Source organism: Angustibacter peucedani, assembly GCF_054779595.1.
In genome coordinates this window covers 1-16313 of record NZ_BAAGXY010000021.1, presented here as the reverse complement: position 1 = coordinate 16313, position 16313 = coordinate 1, and the positions used below count along the sequence as shown (strand labels likewise).

The window sequence follows — 16313 nt, the reverse complement described above, 5'->3', positions numbered from 1 at the left end:
TGCCGGCTCAGCCGGCGGCATCGAGGCGAGCGGCCAGACCGGAGAGCGCGGAGTCGAGGTCACCGGCCACCACGAGGTCGTCCATCACCTCGCGTCGGATGAAGCCGGCGTCGACCAGCCCGTCGACCGCGTCGAGCAGCGGCCGCCAGAAGCCGCCGACGTCCAGGAAGCCGACCGGGTCGTCGTTGAAACCGATGTGCCGCCAGCTCCAGACCTCGACGACCTCCTCCAGCGTGCCCAGCCCTCCGGGCAGGCACAGGAACGCATCGGCGAGCTCGGCCATCAGCGCCTTGCGCTCGTGCATCGTCTCGACGACGTGCAGCTCGGTGAGGTCGTGGCGCCCCCACTCGCGCTCGACCATCGAGCGCGGGATGACGCCGACCACCTCGCCGCCGGCGTCCAGGGCGCCTTGCGAGACGTCGCGCATCAGCCCGAAGCCTCCCCCGCCGTACACGAGCCCGATGCCGCGCTCGGCGAGCCCGCGCCCGACGTCGTACGCCGCGCTCGGCAGGGCGGGGTCGACGCCGGGGCTCGACCCGCAGAAGACGGCGACACGACGGATGCTCCGGCTCACGCGCCGAGTCTAGGAACCCGCAGCCCGTCAGAAGAGGCTGAGCTGGTCGTCGGTCGGCACCGGCTCGACGGCCTTCGCCGGGCGCTGCTCGCGGTGGTAGACGTGCGGCAGGTCCTCGAGCTCGGCCAGCCGGTCCCACGACGCCGCACCGGGAGGCGCCGCACCGGTCAGCGCCCACAGCGACGGACCGAGCCGGATGTCGCGCTGCAGCAGGCCGTTCTGCAGCCGGACGACGTCCATCGGCACCCGCATCGACTCGACCGGCGGCAGCTCGAGCCCGTCGTTCATGGACATCAGCCGCAGGTTGCGCTCGACGTTGGCCCGCGCCACCGGGTCGGCCAGCCGCCGGGCCGCGGCCACGCCGATCGCGGCCTCCACCTCGGCACCCCGCCCGTCGTCGAGGGCAGCGTAGGCGTCGGCGACTCGCGCGTAGGCGCCCATCAGCCGTGCCGCCGTCTTCGCCCCGATCCCCAGCGCCCCGGGCAAGTTGTCGGACACGTCCCCGCGCACCGCCGCGTAGTCGCGGTACCGCCCCTGCGAGACGCCGCACGCGGCCGGCATGCGCGCGGGCGTGAGCAGCGGCGAGGCGTCGATGCCGCCGACGATCACGCGCAGCACCGAGGTCCACTCGTCGATCAGGGCGAAGGCGTCGCGGTCGCTGGTGACCAGCGTGCTGCGCCAGCCCGCACGTCGGGCCGTGGCGGCAGCCGAGGCCAGGACGTCGTCCGCCTCCCAGCCCTCGTGCTGGACGACGGCGAACCCCGCCGCGCGCAGCAGGTCGGGGGCGGCGGCGAGCTGGTCGAGCAGCTCGGGCGACTTCTCGCGGCGGCCGGCCTTGTAGTCGGGGTACTCGCTCTTGCGGCACGAGTCGCCCTCGCAGTCGAAGGCCACCACCACGGCGTCGGGCGTGAGGCGGGCCGCGGCACCGCCCACCGAGACGACCATGCCGCGCAGCGCCCAGACCGGCCGGCCGGTGGTGTCGCGCTGGCCGCTGTGCTCGTGCGCGTGGTGCGCCCGGTGCAGCAGGCTGTTGCCGTCGACCGCCATGAGCAGCGGGGACGACGGGAGCGGGCCGGGCGAGGTCACGCCACGACCGTAACCCGGCCCACCGACGTCCGGCTCAGCCCTCCGGGTGCCACGACGACGGCTCGCCCGGCGAGGTCGCGGCGGTCCAGGCCGTGCCGTCCCACCAGCGGGTCAGCGTGGGGTCGGCCTCGTCGGGGTACCAGCCCGGCGGGGGCAGCGCGGGGTCGGCCGCCCGACGACGTCCGGCGAAGGCTGCGACGAGCAGCAGCACCACGCCCAGGACGGCGAGCGGGACGGCCATCACGTAGCAGCTGAAGGCCAGCATCCCCGGCCCGTCGACGTCCGGGTCGCCGGTGGCGAGGACGTACTGGGCCCACCCGACCAGCGCGGCACCGCCCGCGAGGCACCCGGCCCCGCCGGCCCAGAACGACCTCCGCCACCCCTGGCGCCGCACGTCACCATGGTGCGCCCGCCGACGGCCTCAGCGGAAGCACGCGCCGGTCACGGTGCGTGCCGCGATCAGGCCCCGATGCGGATCTTGGCGTCCTTGTCGGCGAGCTCGACGTAGGTCTGGCCGGGCGCCATCTGCAGCGGGCTGCCGTCGGCGAGCGTGAACCGAAACGGGTCGTCGAGCCCGCCCTTGCTCCAGGTGCCGGTGACGTAGCGGCCGCCGTTGGCGTAGTAGAACGAGCCCTTGCGGTGCGAGACGTCGTGCGCCGGCTCGTCGTGGCCGGACCCCGAGTAGGTCTTGGCGTAGTGCTGCCGCGCGCGGATCACCAGGACGTTGTCGGGCGCCACGCGCTTGCCGTTCGCCAGGGTGTGCGGCCCCCAGGGCATCGAGCGCAGGTAGGTGCCGGACCGCGCGTCGTAGGTGTAGCCCATGACGTAGCCGTCGCCCTTCCACGGCACCCCGATCGTGCGCGCCTTCTTGCCCTTGGCGGTGCTGGCGCCCGCCGAGGTCGCCGCGAACGGGAAGTACACCTGCTTCGGGCCGCTCTTGAAGGCGCTGGTCTGCTTCGCCAGCACCTCCGGGTGGCAGACGACGGCGCGGTCGTAGTACGTCACGCCCTGGTAGGTGCGCACGCGGTTCGGGTCGATCGAGTACGACCCCGTGCCGCGCGTCTCGAGGTACGACAGCGACCCGTCGACCAGGCGGCGGTAGTGCTTCACGTAGTTGAGCACCCAGCCGGTGGCGCCGGTGTTGCCGATGATCGCGCCGATGGGGCTGAGCAGCGCGACGTCGACCGGCCGGATCGAGCGCACCGGCCCGACGTCGTCCGGCATGCGCGAGTGGAACACCGGCACCAGGCGCGTGCTGCTGTAGCCGGAGGCGTCGGGGTAGCCGTCGAGCTCGACGAAGACGATGTCGGCGAGGTCGAGGCCGACCTGCGGGTGCTCGTTCTTGTTGTCCGGCACTTTGACCGCAACGGCGGCGTGCTTGGCGTCGGACGGGTCCTTGAGCAGCTTGCCGGTCAGCGGCCAGCGCGGGCGCGTGTCCTTCGGCGTCGCGGACGGCGTCGGCGTGGGCGTCGGCGTCGCGGACGGCGACGGGCTGGGTGCCGCCTTCGGTGTGTCCTTCGAGCAGCTCGCGAGGGCGACCCCGGCGACGCCGAGCACTCCTCCGAGCAGCAGCGTGCGACGGTCGAACGCTTCGGTCACGATCCGGTTCCCCTCGAGGTGGTGCGGCAGTCTTGTCCCGGTGGTTCCAGCGGAGGGCGTGGGATTCGAACCCACGAGACGGTTGCCCGCCTAGCGGTTTTCAAGACCGCCGCGCTCGGCCACTACGCGAGCCCTCCTGAGCAGCGTCATCATGCCCCACCGCGCCCGCGCCGCCGCTGACCCAGGGCGCGGTGCAGCTCGCGGTCGAGCCAGTCGCGGGCCCGCTGGTCGACGTCCAGCCACTGCAGGCCCACCACGCGCAGCAGCCGGTGGGCGTGCGTGCGGCGCGACCGGACGACGGCCCGCACCCGATCGCCGCGCGGCAGCGCGATCTGCACCTCGGCGCCGGCCATCGGCGCGAGCGTGCCCTCGATGAGCAGGGCGGCACCTTCGGCCGAGACGTCGACGAGCCGGCCCGCGACGTCCTGGTCGCGCACCTGCACGCGCACCGCCACGGCCGCCTCGACGCGCGGGCTGCGTCGCGTCTGCTGCCGCACCAGCCAGGCCGGACGGTCGAGGACCAGCTGGCCGTCGCGCACCTCGCGCACCGTCGTCGTCCAACCGCCTGCTTCGTCGCTCCAGCAGTGCACCTGCTCGCCGACCCCGGGCAGGGCCGACGGGGCGCCGTCCAGCGCGTACACGACCCCGTCGGCGGTGCCTTGCGGCTCGGCCAGCCGGCCCACGAGACCGGCGGGGTTGGTGCTGTGGCTGATCAGCGCCATCGGACCGAGTCGCTCCCGCAGCGGCGTCACGCGCCGAGCCTATGTCCCGCACCGCCCAGAAGGCGGTCACGTCCGCGCGGGTTCCGTGGCACAGTGGTCCGGCCAGTGATCAACCCGAGCGCAGGGGCGGGCCCATGGGCACACCCGACACCCCACCGGACGACGGCCGCGCCGTCGGCGGTGCGGTGCCGCCTGCGCCCGCGACGAGCGTGCCGACCGGCGAGATCGAGGCGCGGCTGCGGCAGGCGCTGACCGACGGCGCGGTGACGCTGCACTACCAGCCGGTTGTCACGCTGCCGTCGGCGCGAGCCACCGGCGTCGAGGCCCTGGCCCGCTGGACCGACCCCGTCCTCGGCGTCGTCCCGCCCGACGTCTTCATCCCGGTCGCCGAGGCCTCGGGGCTGATCCACCCGCTCGGCGCGCAGGTGCTGTTCGCCGCCTGCCGCACCGCGGCCGGCTGGCCGGCGCGCGAGGGCCGGCTGCCCACGGTGGCCGTCAACGTCTCGCCGCTGCAGCTGGCCACGCCGGCGTTCGTCGGGCAGGTCGCGACGGCGCTGGAGGAGTCGGGCCTGCGGCCGCAGCAGCTGCTGCTCGAGATCACCGAGTCGGCCGCGATCGAGGACCTCGAGGAGGGCGCGGCCCGCCTGCACGCGCTGCGCTCGCTCGGCGTCCGCATCGCGCTGGACGACTTCGGCATCGGCCACTCGCCGCTGAGCATGCTGCGGCAGCTGCCGATCGACCTGCTCAAGATCGACCGGTCGTTCGTCGCGAAGGTGCACGAGAACGCCCGCGACGCGGTCGTCGTCCGGCTGCTGATCGACACCGCCCACACCCTCGGGCTGACGGTGTGCGGCGAGGGCGTCGAGACCCGCGAGCAGGCGCGCCAGCTGGTGGCGCTCGGCTGCGACACCGCCCAGGGCTGGTACTTCGGGCGTCCCGCACCGGCGTCGGCCGAGCTCGAGCACGACCTCGACCAGCCCTCCGGCAAGGTCGTGAGAGCGCTCGACGTGTCGCAGCCGGCGCCGATCCAGATCGGGTCCGACGAGCTCGTCACCATCACGCGGCCGGACGCGCTGGTGCTCTACGCCTCCCCCGGCTCGCTCGCGGTGCTCGGCTACACGCCGTCCGACCTCATCGGCACCTCGATGGCCGACCACCTGCACCCCGACGAGGCGCAGGAGATCCTCACGACCCGCGAGCCCGAGCGCGGCCAGCCGCCGTCGGTGCGCATCCACCGCGCGCGGCACCGCGACGGCGGCTACCGCTGGCTCAACACGCGCGCGCAGCTGCTGCGCGACCCCGACGGCCGGCCCTCGCAGGTGGTGGCAACGAGCCGCGACGTCACGCCGCAGGTCGAGGCCGAGCGGCTGCTGGCCTCGACCGAGGCGACGCTCAGCTGGGCCTTCGAGCAGTCGCCGATCGGCATGGCGCTCTCGGACTTCGACGGCGGCATCGTGCGCGTCAACCGGGCGTTCGCCTCGATGCTGGGCTACCGACCGGAGGAGCTCGTCCGGGTGCTCGTGCCCGACATCACCTTCGCCGCCGACCGCGAGGTCGACGCCAAGAACCTGCGCGCCCTGCTCGAGAACCACCGCTCGACCCAGCACGTCTCGAAGCGCTACCTGCACGTCGACGGCACGACCGTGGCGGCGCACGTGTGGGCGACGACGCTGGACGACGACAGCGGCGACCCGACGTTCGTCGTCGCGCACATCATGCCTGCGGAGGACCTGTGAGCCCGACCCGTGTCGGCGTCATCGGCACCGGGGGCATCGCCCGGGCCATGACGCGCGACGTCGCGCTGCTGCCGGACGTCGAGGTCGTGGCGGTGGGATCGCGGACGGCGGAGCAGGCGTCCGCTTTCGCTGCGGCGCATGGTGTTTCGCGGGCGCACGGCAGCTACGAGGCGCTGGCCACCGACCCCGAGGTCGACGTCGTGTACGTCGCGACGCCGCACCCGGGGCACCACGACGCGGCCCTGCTGGCCATCGAGGCGGGAAAGGCCGTGCTGGTCGAGAAGCCGTTCACGATGGACGCCGCGCAGGCCCGCGCGCTCGTCGCCGCGGCGCGCGCCCGGGGCACCTTCTTGATGGAGGCCATGTGGGCGCGGTTCAACCCCCACCTGGTCGCGGTGCGCGAGGTGCTGGCCCGGGGCGAGCTCGGCGAGGTCGTCACGGTGACGGCCGACCACGGGCAGTGGTTCGCCTTCGACCCGTCGCACCGGCTGTTCGCACCCGAGCTCGGCGGCGGCGCGCTGCTCGACCTCGGCGTCTACGTGGTGTCGTTCGCCTCGATGGTGCTGGGACCGCCGTCCGCGGTCACGGCCCGGTCGACGCCGACGTCCACCGGGGTCGACGCCCAGACGTCGATGGTGCTCGACCACGCGTCGGGTGCGCAGGCGGTGCTCTCGACGACGTTGCGAGCCAAGAGCCCTTGCCGCGCAACGGTGGTCGGCACCGATGGACGCCTCGAGATCGACACGACCTTCTACTCGCCGACGTCCTTCACCGTGGTGCCGCGCACGGGGGAGCCGTGGCGCTTCGACGAGCCGCACGAGGGCCACGGGCTGCGGCACGAGATGGCCGAGGTGGCGCGCTGCCTGCGCGAGGGCCTCACCGAGAGCCCGGTCATGCCGCTGGACGAGACCGTCTCGATCATGGACACCCTGGACGAGGTGCGCCGCCAGATCGGTCTGACCTACCCCGGCCTGCCGTAGCCCTTCCCTCGCCGGAGCCGCTTTCCCTCGCAGATGCCGCTGCCGGGGCCTGCCCAGCGGCACGGGTGAGGGAAACCGGCACCGGTGAGGGAAGACCGGCGTCAGATGAAGAGGGCGGGGTCGGCCCAGACGTCGTAGGGGTCGGCCGGCACCGGGACGTCGGGCGGCGGCTGCCGCACCTGCCCCGGGACGCCGACCACCACCGCACCCGGCGGCACGTCCTTGACCACCACCGAGTTGGCGCCGATCTGCGCGCCGCGCCCCACCGTCACCGGCCCCAGCACCCGGGCGCCCGCGCCGATGACGACGCCGTCCTCCACCGTCGGGTGCCGCTTCACGCGCTCGAGCGACCGCCCGCCCAGGGTCACCCCGTGGTAGAGCATCACGTCGTCCCCGACCACGGCGGTCTCGCCGATCACGACACCCATCGCGTGGTCGATGAACAGCCGCCGCCCGAGCACGGCCCCGGGGTGGATCTCGACGCCGGTCAGCGTGCGGTTCAGCTGCGAGAGCAGCCGCGCCGCGAGCCGCAGCCCCGGCCGCTGCCACATGCGGTGGGCCACCCGGTGCACCCAGACCGCGTGCAGCCCCGGGTAGGCGAGCGCCAGCTCGACGCGGCTGCGGGCGGCCGGGTCGCGACGTCCGGCCGCCTCGAGGTCCTCGAGGAACCGGTCACGCACCCCCGCCCAGCCCTTGACCAGCGTGGGTGACGGCACAGATCTGTTGACGTGCAACGGGTCTCAGTCCAGCAGGTCCTGGTAGAGGATCGTCGACAGGTAGCGCTCGCCGAAGCTCGGGATGATCACGACGATCGTCTTGCCGTCGTTCTCGGGCCGCTTGGCGACGTCGACCGCGGCCTTGAGCGCCGCACCCGACGACAGCCCGACCAGCAGCCCCTCCTCGGCGGCCGCCCGGCGGGCCCACTCGACCGCGCTGTCGGCGTTGACGTCGATGACCTCGTCGTAGACCGACGTGTCGAGGATCTCGGGCACGAAGTTCGCGCCGATCCCCTGGATCTTGTGCGGGGCCGGCTGACCGCCGTTGAGGATCGGCGACTCCTCGGGCTCGACCGCGATGATCTGCACCTCGGGCCTCTTCTCCTTCAGCACCTGGCCGACCCCGGTGATGGTGCCGCCCGTGCCGATGCCGGCGACGACGACGTCCACGGCCCCGTCGGTGTCGTCCCAGATCTCGACGGCCGTGGTGCGGCGGTGGATCGCCGGGTTGGCCTCGTTCGCGAACTGCCGCGCCAGGACCGCCCCGCGCTCCTGCGCGATCGCCTCGGCCCGCGCGACGCAGCCCTTCATGCCCTCCGCGCCGGGCGTCAGCACCAGCTCGGCCCCGAAGGCCCGCAGCAGCGCCCGCCGCTCCTTGCTCATCGTCTCGGGCATGGTGAGCACCACCTGGTAGCCGCGCGCCGCACCCACCATGGCGAGCGCGATGCCGGTGTTGCCGCTCGTGGCCTCGACGATCGTGCCCCCCGGCTTCAGCTCGCCGGACGCCTCGGCCGCGTCGATGATCGAGACGCCGATCCGGTCCTTGACGCTGTTGGCCGGGTTGTAGAACTCGAGCTTGGCGAGCACCGTGGCGCCGGCGCCGTCGGTGATGCGGTTGAGGCGCACCAGCGGGGTGTTCCCGATCAGGGCGGTCACGTCGTCGTAGATGCGGCTCACGGTGCAGTCACCTCGGGGGGTCGGGCCGGCGGGCGCTCGCGCCGGCGGCGCGGGGCAGCACGGACGACGGGTGCGTCGTCCCGTACCAGGGAACACCGGCCGCACGGAGCAGTCATCCCGTGGACACCACCAATCCGCATGCTGAGACGGCCGCCCACCAGCTGGCCCGGTCGGCGACGCCCGGAAGGCCCCGCTACGGGCGGATCTCGCCCGAGCCGCGCTGCACCAGCGTCGGCGGCAGCACCAGGTGCTCGGGCACCGAGTGGTCGCCGTCGATGCGCGAGAACAGGATGCGGGTCACCTCGGCGCCGATCTGGGCGACGTTCTGCCGGATGACGGTGAGCGGCGGGTCGACCAGGTCGGCGAGCGGGAAGTCGTCGAAGCCGACGAGGGCCACGGAGCCGGTCGCCCCGCGCTGGCGCAGCGCCCGGATCGCCCCGACGGCCAGCGCGTTGCGCGCGGCGAAGATCGCGGTCGGCGGCTGCTCGGAGTCCAGCAGCCGCAGCGTGGCCTCGGTCGCGACGTCCTCCGACCGCAGCGAGGTGACGACGTGCTCGGGCCGCACCGGCAGGCCGGCGGCCTGCAGCGCCGCCCAGTACCCGGCCAGGCGCGCGGCACCGGTCTGGATGTCGGGCAGGTCGGCCAGCACCGCGATGCGCTCGTGCCCGTGCGCGAGCAGGTGCTCGACCGCCATGCGCGCCCCGCCAGCGTTGTCGACCGTGACCGAGTCGGCGTCCAGGCCCTGCGGACGCCGGTCGACGAACACCACCGGCAGCCCGGCCCGGACGTCGTCGACCAGGTAGTCCTGCCGCTGGGTCGCCGGCATCAGCAGCAGTCCGTCGACCCGTCGCCGCACCAGGCTCTCGACCAGGGTGTGCTCGCGGTCGGGCTCCTCGTCCAGGCTGGCGGCGAACAGCAGCATGTCGCGGCTGTGCGCGGCGTCCTCGAGGCTGCGCAGCAGCGCGGCCGAGAAGCTGTTGCTCACGTCCTGCACGAGCGCACCCACCATGGCGCTGCGCGCGTTGGCGCGGCGCAGGTTGCTCGCCGCCAGGTTGTGCCGGTAGCCGAGCTGGCGCACGGCCTTCTCGACCCGGGCCTTCACCTCGGGCGAGACCCCCGGCTCGCGGTTCACGACGCGCGAGACCGTCTTGATGCTCACGCCGGCCAGCGCCCCCACCTCGCGCATGGTGGCGCGGGGCCTGGGGCCCGTTGACATCGGTGTCACGATTGCACCCGCTCTCGCGCCGAGCCCTTGACTTTCGTGCACTCCGGGACTACACACTACTTCTGCCAACGTTGTCAAGGCGCGCAGCGCTGCTCAGAGAGGGACCAGCTGACATGACTCGCATGACACTCAGGAGCCCGTCCGCACGGCGGGCCGTCGCCATCACTGCGGCCCTCGTCACCGTCACCGGTCTGGCGGCCTGCAACCGGGGTGGTGACGACGCCGGGGGCGGTTCCGGCGGCGGCGACGCCGCGGTGGGCGTCAGCCTGATCACCAAGGACTCGACCAACCCGTTCTTCGTCGCCATGCAGAAGGGCGCGAAGGCCGACGCCACGAAGAACAACGTCAAGCTCACCGTCGCCTCCGGCAAGCAGGAGGGTGACGACCAGGGCCAGATCACCGCGATCGAGGACTCCATCGCCCGCGGCGACAAGGGCATCCTCATCACCCCGATGAGCACCGGCGTCAACGCCGCGATCAAGAAGGCCCGCGACGCCGGCCTCTACGTCATCGCGCTCGACACCCCGCCCGACCCGGCTGACACGGTCGACATCACGTTCGCGACCGACAACCGCGAGGCCGGCAAGCTCGACGGCCAGTGGGCCGCGGCGCAGATGGACGGCAAGGACGCCGTCATCGCGCTGCTCGACCTGTTCGACGACAAGATCGTCTCGGTCGACTACAACCGCGACCAGGGCTTCCTCGAGGGCATGGGCATCGACGTCGCCGACCCGAAGAAGAACGGTGACGAGGCCAAGACCGGCAAGTACACCGGCGGCAAGGGCGGCAACTACACGATCGTCTGCAACGAGGCGGGCCAGGGCGCCGAGGACGGCGGCCGCTCGGCGATGGAGAAGTGCCTCGCCAAGAACCCCGACATCAACGTGGTCTACACGATCAACGAGCCCACCGCGGTCGGCGCCAACGCCGCGCTGAAGGCGGCCGGCAAGACGGCCACCATCGTCTCGGTCGACGGCGGGTGCGCGGGTGTCAGCAGCGTCAAGAGCGGCGTCATCGGCGCCACGGCGCAGCAGTACCCGCTGAAGATGGCGACGCTCGGCATGGAGGCCATCGCCAAGATCGCCCGCGGTGGCGAGAAGCCGCAGACGACGTCCGGCCTGGACTTCTACAACACCGGGGTCGCCCTGGTGACGGACAAGCAGGCCGAGGGCGTCGACAGCATCAGCTCGGACGACGGCTCCAAGATCTGCTGGGGCAACTGACCCGATGACGACCACCACCGGCTCTGCTGCCGCCGCCGAGTTCGCTCGGCGGCGGCAGTCCCCGCTCCAGAAGGTCCAGCACCAGCTGCACGGCAGACCGTGGCTGAGCCCGCTGTTCCTCCTGTTCGTCGCCTTCGTGGCCTTCTTCATCGCGACGCCGACGTTCCTCACGCCCAACTCCATGGGCATCCTGCTGCAGCAGTCGGCGGTCGTGGCGGCGCTCGCCGTCGGCCAGACCCTGGTGATCCTCACCGCCGGCATCGACCTGTCGGTCGGCGCGATCATGGTGCTGTCGATGATGGTCATGGCCACCTTGAGCAAGGACGGCGGCATGCCCGGCGTCCTCGGCCTGCTGATCGGCGTCGTGCTGGCCACCGCGGCCGGCCTGCTCAACGGCGTCCTCGTCACCCGGATCAACCTGCCGCCGTTCATCGTCACGCTCGGCACGCTGAGCATCTTCACCGCGATCGCGCTGCTGTACTCCGGCGGCGAGAGCATCCAGGCCGACCACCTGCCGCGGGTGCTCAACTTCCTGGGCGAGGGCTTCGCGATCGGTGCCTTCCGCCTGACCTGGGGCATCGTCGTCGTGATCATCATCTACGCGGTGATCGGCTTCGTGCTGTCGCAGACCGCCTGGGGTCGCTACGTCTACGCGGTCGGCGACGACGCCGAGTCAGCCCGCCTGTCCGGCGTCCCGAGCAAGCGCATCCTGCTCGGCGTCTACACCGTGGCCGGTCTGATCTACGGCATCGCCGCCTGGATCCTCATCGGCCGCGCCGGGGCGGCGACGCCCAACGCGGCACCGGACGCCAACCTGGCCAGCATCACCGCCGTCGTGATCGGCGGCACCAGCCTGTTCGGCGGCCGCGGCCGGCTGGTGGGCACGCTCATCGGCGCGCTCATCGTCCAGACCCTGCAGTTCGGCCTGTCGCAGATGGGCGTCGACCAGCAGTGGCGCGTGCTGGCCACCGGCATCCTCGTGATCGTGGCCGTCGCGGTCGACCAGTGGATCAGGAAGGTCAAGGCATGACGACGACAGAGCTCGAGGTCGCCCACGGCGGCGTGCCGGAGGGCAAGCAGCACATCTACGAGCAGCAGCCGGTGCTGCAGGCCCGCAAGCTGGTCATCACCTTCGGTCGGGTCGTCGGCCTCGACGGCGTCGACCTCGACCTGTACCCCGGCGAGATCCTCGCGGTCATCGGCGACAACGGCGCCGGCAAGTCGACGCTCATCAAGTGCCTGACCGGCGCGTACGTGCCGGACTCCGGGGACATCTCGATGAACGGCAAGCCGGTGAACTTCCGCAAGCCGCAGGACGCGCGCGAGGCGGGCATCGAGACGGTCTACCAGCAGCTGGCGGTCATCCCGGCGCTCGACATCGCGAGCAACCTGTACCTCGCCCGCGAGGAGCGCCGCAAGGGACCGCTCGGCTCGGTGCTGCGCATGCTCGACAAGAAGGGCATGGAGCGCCGGGCGGGCAAGTCGGTGGAAGACCTCGGGATCCAGACGATCCAGAACATGGGGCAGGCCGTCGAGACGCTGTCCGGCGGTCAGCGCCAAGCGGTCGCCGTCGCCCGCGCGGCGGCGTTCGGCTCCAAGGTCGTGGTGCTCGACGAGCCCACGGCCGCCCTGGGCGTCAAGGAGTCCGGCATGGTGCTGGACATGATCAAGCAGCTGCGCGACCAGGGGCTCTCGATCATCTTCATCAGCCACAACATGCCGCACGTGTGGGAGGTCGCCGACCGCATCCACATCCAGCGCCTCGGCGGGCGGGCCGGCGTCATCACCCCGCAGACGCACGACATGGGTGAGGGCGTGGCCATCATGACCGGGGCCAAGAAGCTGGACGGCCCGGCGTGAGCGAGCGCATCGTCGTCGGCTACATCCCGAGCTCGCAGGGCGTCGCGGCGTTCGAGCGGGCCAAGGACGAGGCGGTGATGCGCGGCGGCCGGCTGGTCGTCGTCAACACCGGCCGGGGCGGCAACTACGCCGACCCGGTGTTCGCCTCGGCCGCCGACCTCGACAGCATCGAGTCCGAGCTGACCGAGGCCGGGATCGACCACGAGGTGCAGCAGCCGACCGAGGGCCGCGACGCGGCCGACGAGATCCTGCGGGCGGCCGCGGCGCACGACGCCACCCTGGTGGTGATCGGCATCCGGCAGCGCAGCCCGGTCGGCAAGCTCATCCTCGGCAGCACCGCCCAGCGCGTGCTGCTCGAGGCGTCCTGCCCGGTGCTCGCGGTCAAGCAGAAGGCCTGAGCCGCAGCGGGTCTGGACGTGGCGCGGCCGGCGCCGGTGCCTCTGGGGCACCGACGCCGGCCGGGTCGTGAGCGGGGCGCTCGAGCGGTGAGGCTCAGGCCCCGGTGAGACGCTGCATCGCCAGCTGGACGACGGAGATCAGCGCCTGCTTGGTCGCCGCGCGGGTGCGCGCGTCGGTGTAGAGCATCGGCACGTGCGCCGGGATGGCCAGCGCCTCACGGACGTCCTCGAGCTGGTGGCGGGCCACGCCGTCGAAGCAGTTGACCGCGACGACGAACGGGATCTGCCGGGCCTCGAAGTAGTCCACGGCCGGGAAGCACTGGTCGAGCCGGTCGGTGTCGACCAGGACGACGGCGCCGATCGCGCCCTTGACCAGGTCGTCCCACATGAACAGGAACCGGTCCTGGCCAGGCGTGCCGAACAGGTACAGCCACAGGTTGCCCGGGAGCGAGATGCGCCCGAAGTCCATGGCCACCGTGGTGGAGGTCTTGCGGTCCGTCACGCCACCGGCGTCGTCGACGCCGAGCGAGTGCTCGGTCATCGCGGCCTCGGTGCGCAGCGGCTCGATGTCGGACAGGGATCCGATGAAGGTCGTCTTGCCGACGGCGAAGCCGCCCGCGACGACGATCTTGACGACGGTGGGGGGCGCGTCGGGGGTACCCGCAGCAGTGGGCGTGCCCGGGGCTCCCGCGGGCGTGCCCTGCGGGGCGACGTCAGAGCGAGGAAATGCCATTGAGAACACTCTCCAGGACGCTGAGGCTGGTTGCGGGGGCAGATGCGGTGAGGGCGCCGGACCCGTGGATCCGGACCTTGCCGGCGTCGGACAGGTCGCTGATGATGACCCGCACGATGCCGACAGGAAGGCTGACGTGGGCGGACAGCTCCGCCACGGACAGGTACTGGTCGGCGGTGAGCTCGAGGATCTTGCGGCGCTCGGGGGTCAGCCCGATGTCGTCGTGACCACCGAGCGCCTGGACCAGCGCCTCGACGGGAAGGGGCTCGTTCGTCGTGGTCCGCGTGCGGCCGCCGGTGACGGCGTACGGACGGACGGCGTACGTCTCCTCGTCCGCCTCGTCCTCGGCCAGGTCGGCCGGGAAGTCGAGGGGGTCCACCGGGATCACCCCCCGGCCCCAGCCCGCAGCGCGCCGGCGACGGGGAGGCGCGAGCGCATCTCCGACACGAGCTGCGGGGTGAGCGTCGCCTCGGTACGGCTGACCAGGAGGGCCATCTCGTAGCCGATCAGACCGACGTCGCAGGTGGCGTCGGCCATCACCGACAGCACGGAGCCGTCGGAGATGCTCATGGTGAACAGGAACAGGGTGTCCATCTCGACGATGGACTGCCGGACCTCGCCGCTGCGCAGCTGGCGAGCAGCTCCGCGGGTGAGGCTGGCCATGCCCGACACGATCGCCGCCAGCTGGTCGCCGCTGGTCCGGTCGAGCTCGTCGGACATGGCCATCAGGAGCCCGTCGGCGGACACGACGAGCGTGTGCCGCACGCCGGGCACGCTCTTCACGAAGTTGTCGAGGAGCCAGCTGAAGTTGGCTGCCTCGGTGCTCATCGTCGTCACGGTGGTGGTCCTCCGTCGCATCTGCGCTGGTGTTGCTTGCTGGGTTGATCGGACAGGGTGGTGCAGGTCTTGAGCGGTCACGGGTCGTCAGACCCGCTCGGCGTAGGCCGGATCTGGGGGCAGATCAGCCGTCGGCCTGGTCGGTGGGCTGGTGGCTGGCAGGGCTGGTACGACCGCGCTCCACGCCGGCCCGGAAGCCGCTGAGCATGGTGCGGACGTCGGCGGCGTTGCGGGCGCCCCGGCGGGCCCCGATGGGCTCCTCCGGCTGTGCCTGCGCGGCCTGGCCGGCCGGGGTGGCCAGCGGGGTGCGGCGCTGCAGCGTCACCGGAGCACCGGGCTCCAGCGTCTGCGGGCTGTAGGACGACAGGGCCGACAGCTCGGACAGCGCCTCGGACGCCATGGCCGACCGCTCGCGCAGGCTGGCCGCGGCCGCCATGGCGGGCACCGCGCTCGGGAACGCGGGCTCGACCGGCACCTCGTGCTCCACCGGCGCGGGCGCCGTGAAGAGCGGGGCCTCGGCCGCCGGGCCGGCGGCCGCGGGGGCGAACAGCGAGGACGGCGCGGGCTCCGGCACGACCGGGGCACCGAAGATCTCGGGCTCCGGCGCCACCGGGGCGACCGGAGCGGGCTCCGGCTGCCGGGCGGCGGGGATCGACGGGACCGACGGGACCGAGGGCACCGACGGGACCGCGGGGACCGGGGCCGTCGGGGCGACGTACGGCGCAGCCGGGGCGGGCGCGCTGGAGGCCACGGGGGCCGGCGCGGGCAGCGGCTTCGGGGTGCGTCGGCCCAGACGGCCACGGCCACCACGGGTGGGCAGGATGTCCATGGACGGCGCGCCGACCGGCGGCAGCGCCGGCGCGGCGGGCACCTCGGCGACCGGGGCCACCTCGGGCTCCTCGGCGACGGGCTGCTCGACCGGCTCGGCGACCGGCTCGACCGGCTCGACCGGGGCGGCGTCGCGAGCCAGCTCCGACAGCGCGGAGCGGGCGTCGCCGAACGACGGCACGGGCTCGGCCTCGACGACCGGCTCGAGGGCGACCGGCTCGAGGGCGAAGGTCGGGGCGACCTCCGGCTCGACCTCGGCGACCGGCTCCAGCTCGGCGACGGTCTCCTCGACCGCCTCGACCTGGGGCTCGACCTGGGGCTCGACCTGGGGCTCGACCTCGGGCTCGACCTCGGCGACCGGCTCCTCGGCCGGCTCGACGACGTCCGCGACCTCGACCTCGACGACCTGCTCGACCTCGGCCACCTCGGGCTCGGGGGTCCAGCCGGCGTCCAGCGGGCCGGGCGTCTCGACGACGGCCTCGACGACCGGCTCGGCCTCGACGACGGCCTCGACGACCGGCTCGACGACGGGCTCGGCCTCGACGACCGGCTCGGCGACGTCGCGCGTCGGCAGCGCCGAGGATTCCTCGAGCACCGGCACGAAGGCCTGCTCGCCGTCGTCCAGCGGCGTGTTCAGCGCGGGCAGGTCGAAGGGAGCGGCGGGACGGGTGCCCTCGACGTTCTCCTCGACCGCACGGCGCGAGCGGAAGTTGCTGAAGATGCCGCCACGGGGACCGCCGGCCGGCGCGTCGGCCGCGGGGGCCTCGGCAGCGGGGGCGGCGTCGCGCGGGGCGCGCTTGGGCAGGGCGTCGGCGTCCACCTCGGGGGCGTCGACGACC

General features: G+C 73.0%; 17 protein-coding genes, 1 tRNA gene and 1 pseudogene. 6 read left to right on the top strand and 13 right to left on the bottom strand.

All coding sequences use genetic code 11. The features are described 5' to 3' along the window. Positions 1-7: 7 nt before the first annotated feature. From ACYVJ4_RS05470 to ACYVJ4_RS05445, 6 genes are all read right to left on the bottom strand, one after another. Entirely contained in the window at positions 8-574 is a 567-nt protein-coding gene (locus ACYVJ4_RS05470) for an LOG family protein (protein WP_460459101.1), read from the bottom strand. Positions 575-601: 27 nt separating this feature from the next. Further along, positions 602-1660: a 5'-3' exonuclease gene (locus ACYVJ4_RS05465; RefSeq protein ID WP_460459100.1), complete on the bottom strand. Its 1059-nt coding sequence runs from the start codon at positions 1658-1660 to the stop codon at positions 602-604. Positions 1661-1694: 34 nt separating this feature from the next. Continuing rightward, positions 1695-2054: a DUF2510 domain-containing protein gene (locus ACYVJ4_RS05460; protein WP_460459099.1), complete on the bottom strand. Its 360-nt coding sequence runs from the start codon at positions 2052-2054 to the stop codon at positions 1695-1697. A 65-nt stretch (positions 2055-2119) separates the two neighbouring features. After that, entirely contained in the window at positions 2120-3259 is a 1140-nt protein-coding gene (locus ACYVJ4_RS05455; protein WP_460459098.1) for a DUF3048 domain-containing protein, read from the bottom strand. 50 nt (positions 3260-3309) lie between these two features. Beyond that, positions 3310-3396 (bottom strand) — tRNA-Ser (locus ACYVJ4_RS05450). Between the two features lie 12 nt (positions 3397-3408). Continuing rightward, positions 3409-4011 carry a PilZ domain-containing protein gene (locus ACYVJ4_RS05445; RefSeq protein WP_460459097.1) on the bottom strand — a complete coding sequence of 201 codons (603 nt, stop codon included), beginning with the start codon at positions 4009-4011 and terminating at the stop codon, positions 3409-3411. A 104-nt stretch (positions 4012-4115) separates the two neighbouring features. Between ACYVJ4_RS05445 and ACYVJ4_RS05440 the strand changes: the two genes are divergently transcribed. Together ACYVJ4_RS05440 and ACYVJ4_RS05435 are read left to right on the top strand one after the other, a co-directional pair. Continuing rightward, positions 4116-5717: an EAL domain-containing protein gene (locus ACYVJ4_RS05440; protein ID WP_460459096.1), complete on the top strand. Its 1602-nt coding sequence runs from the start codon at positions 4116-4118 to the stop codon at positions 5715-5717. Beyond that, a complete protein-coding gene (locus ACYVJ4_RS05435) occupies positions 5714-6697 on the top strand; it encodes a Gfo/Idh/MocA family protein (protein ID WP_460459095.1) in 984 nt (327 codons plus the stop codon). Before ACYVJ4_RS05440 ends, ACYVJ4_RS05435 begins: the two co-directional genes overlap by 4 nt. A 101-nt stretch (positions 6698-6798) precedes the next feature. Here the strand turns inward: ACYVJ4_RS05435 and epsC are convergent, their stop codons facing one another. From epsC to ACYVJ4_RS05420, 3 genes are all read right to left on the bottom strand, one after another. Then, on the bottom strand, positions 6799-7413 hold the full coding sequence (gene epsC / locus ACYVJ4_RS05430) for a serine O-acetyltransferase EpsC (protein ID WP_460459094.1): 615 nt from the start codon (positions 7411-7413) through the stop codon (positions 6799-6801). A 24-nt stretch (positions 7414-7437) separates the two neighbouring features. Next, the gene (cysK, locus tag ACYVJ4_RS05425) at positions 7438-8370 is read right to left on the bottom strand and encodes a cysteine synthase A (protein ID WP_460459093.1); all 933 of its coding nucleotides are present in this window, start codon (positions 8368-8370) and stop codon (positions 7438-7440) included. 193 nt (positions 8371-8563) lie between these two features. Further along, positions 8564-9556, bottom strand: coding sequence for a LacI family DNA-binding transcriptional regulator (locus tag ACYVJ4_RS05420; RefSeq protein ID WP_460459210.1), 993 nt, complete (start codon positions 9554-9556; stop codon positions 8564-8566). A 161-nt stretch (positions 9557-9717) separates the two neighbouring features. Here ACYVJ4_RS05420 and ACYVJ4_RS05415 point away from each other — a divergent pair, with 161 nt between their 5' ends. Genes ACYVJ4_RS05415 through ACYVJ4_RS05400 form a run of 4 tightly spaced genes read left to right on the top strand, consistent with a single transcriptional unit; the run spans position 9718 to position 13076 of the window. After that, complete coding sequence (locus ACYVJ4_RS05415; RefSeq protein ID WP_460459092.1) at positions 9718-10818, top strand: substrate-binding domain-containing protein; 1101 nt, start codon at positions 9718-9720, stop codon at positions 10816-10818. A gap of 4 nt (positions 10819-10822) precedes the next feature. Then, entirely contained in the window at positions 10823-11848 is a 1026-nt protein-coding gene (locus tag ACYVJ4_RS05410; RefSeq protein WP_460459091.1) for an ABC transporter permease, read from the top strand. Continuing rightward, positions 11845-12678, top strand: coding sequence for an ATP-binding cassette domain-containing protein (locus ACYVJ4_RS05405; RefSeq protein WP_460459090.1), 834 nt, complete (start codon positions 11845-11847; stop codon positions 12676-12678). Before ACYVJ4_RS05410 ends, ACYVJ4_RS05405 begins: the two co-directional genes overlap by 4 nt. Then, complete coding sequence (locus ACYVJ4_RS05400) at positions 12675-13076, top strand: universal stress protein (protein WP_460459089.1); 402 nt, start codon at positions 12675-12677, stop codon at positions 13074-13076. The genes ACYVJ4_RS05405 and ACYVJ4_RS05400 overlap by 4 nt, the downstream gene beginning before the upstream one ends. Before the next feature lie 94 nt (positions 13077-13170). Here ACYVJ4_RS05400 and ACYVJ4_RS05395 read toward each other — a convergent pair whose 3' ends face one another. From ACYVJ4_RS05395 to ACYVJ4_RS05380, 4 genes and pseudogenes are all read right to left on the bottom strand, one after another. Then, a complete protein-coding gene (locus ACYVJ4_RS05395; RefSeq protein ID WP_460459088.1) occupies positions 13171-13809 on the bottom strand; it encodes a GTP-binding protein in 639 nt (212 codons plus the stop codon). Beyond that, the gene (locus tag ACYVJ4_RS05390) at positions 13790-14188 is read right to left on the bottom strand and encodes a DUF742 domain-containing protein (protein WP_460459087.1); all 399 of its coding nucleotides are present in this window, start codon (positions 14186-14188) and stop codon (positions 13790-13792) included. The genes ACYVJ4_RS05395 and ACYVJ4_RS05390 overlap by 20 nt, the downstream gene beginning before the upstream one ends. 5 nt (positions 14189-14193) lie before the next feature. Then, positions 14194-14646 (bottom strand): roadblock/LC7 domain-containing protein, encoded by a 453-nt coding sequence (locus tag ACYVJ4_RS05385; protein ID WP_460459086.1) that lies wholly within the window; start codon positions 14644-14646, stop codon positions 14194-14196. Positions 14647-14770: 124 nt separating this feature from the next. Next, a pseudogene (locus tag ACYVJ4_RS05380) lies at positions 14771-16313 on the bottom strand (hypothetical protein); the annotation flags it as partial.

Bases quoted from the DNA above. Each gene is read 5' to 3' on its own strand.
- ACYVJ4_RS05440 (WP_460459096.1), top strand. From the start codon at position 4,116: ATGGGCACACCCGACACCCCACCGGACGACGGCCGCGCCGTCGGCGGT.
- ACYVJ4_RS05420 (WP_460459210.1), bottom strand. From the start codon at position 9,556: ATGCGCGAGGTGGGGGCGCTGGCCGGCGTGAGCATCAAGACGGTCTCG.
- ACYVJ4_RS05415 (WP_460459092.1), top strand. From the start codon at position 9,718: ATGACACTCAGGAGCCCGTCCGCACGGCGGGCCGTCGCCATCACTGCG.
- ACYVJ4_RS05410 (WP_460459091.1), top strand. From the start codon at position 10,823: ATGACGACCACCACCGGCTCTGCTGCCGCCGCCGAGTTCGCTCGGCGG.
- ACYVJ4_RS05405 (WP_460459090.1), top strand. From the start codon at position 11,845: ATGACGACGACAGAGCTCGAGGTCGCCCACGGCGGCGTGCCGGAGGGC.
- ACYVJ4_RS05395 (WP_460459088.1), bottom strand. From the start codon at position 13,809: ATGGCATTTCCTCGCTCTGACGTCGCCCCGCAGGGCACGCCCGCGGGA.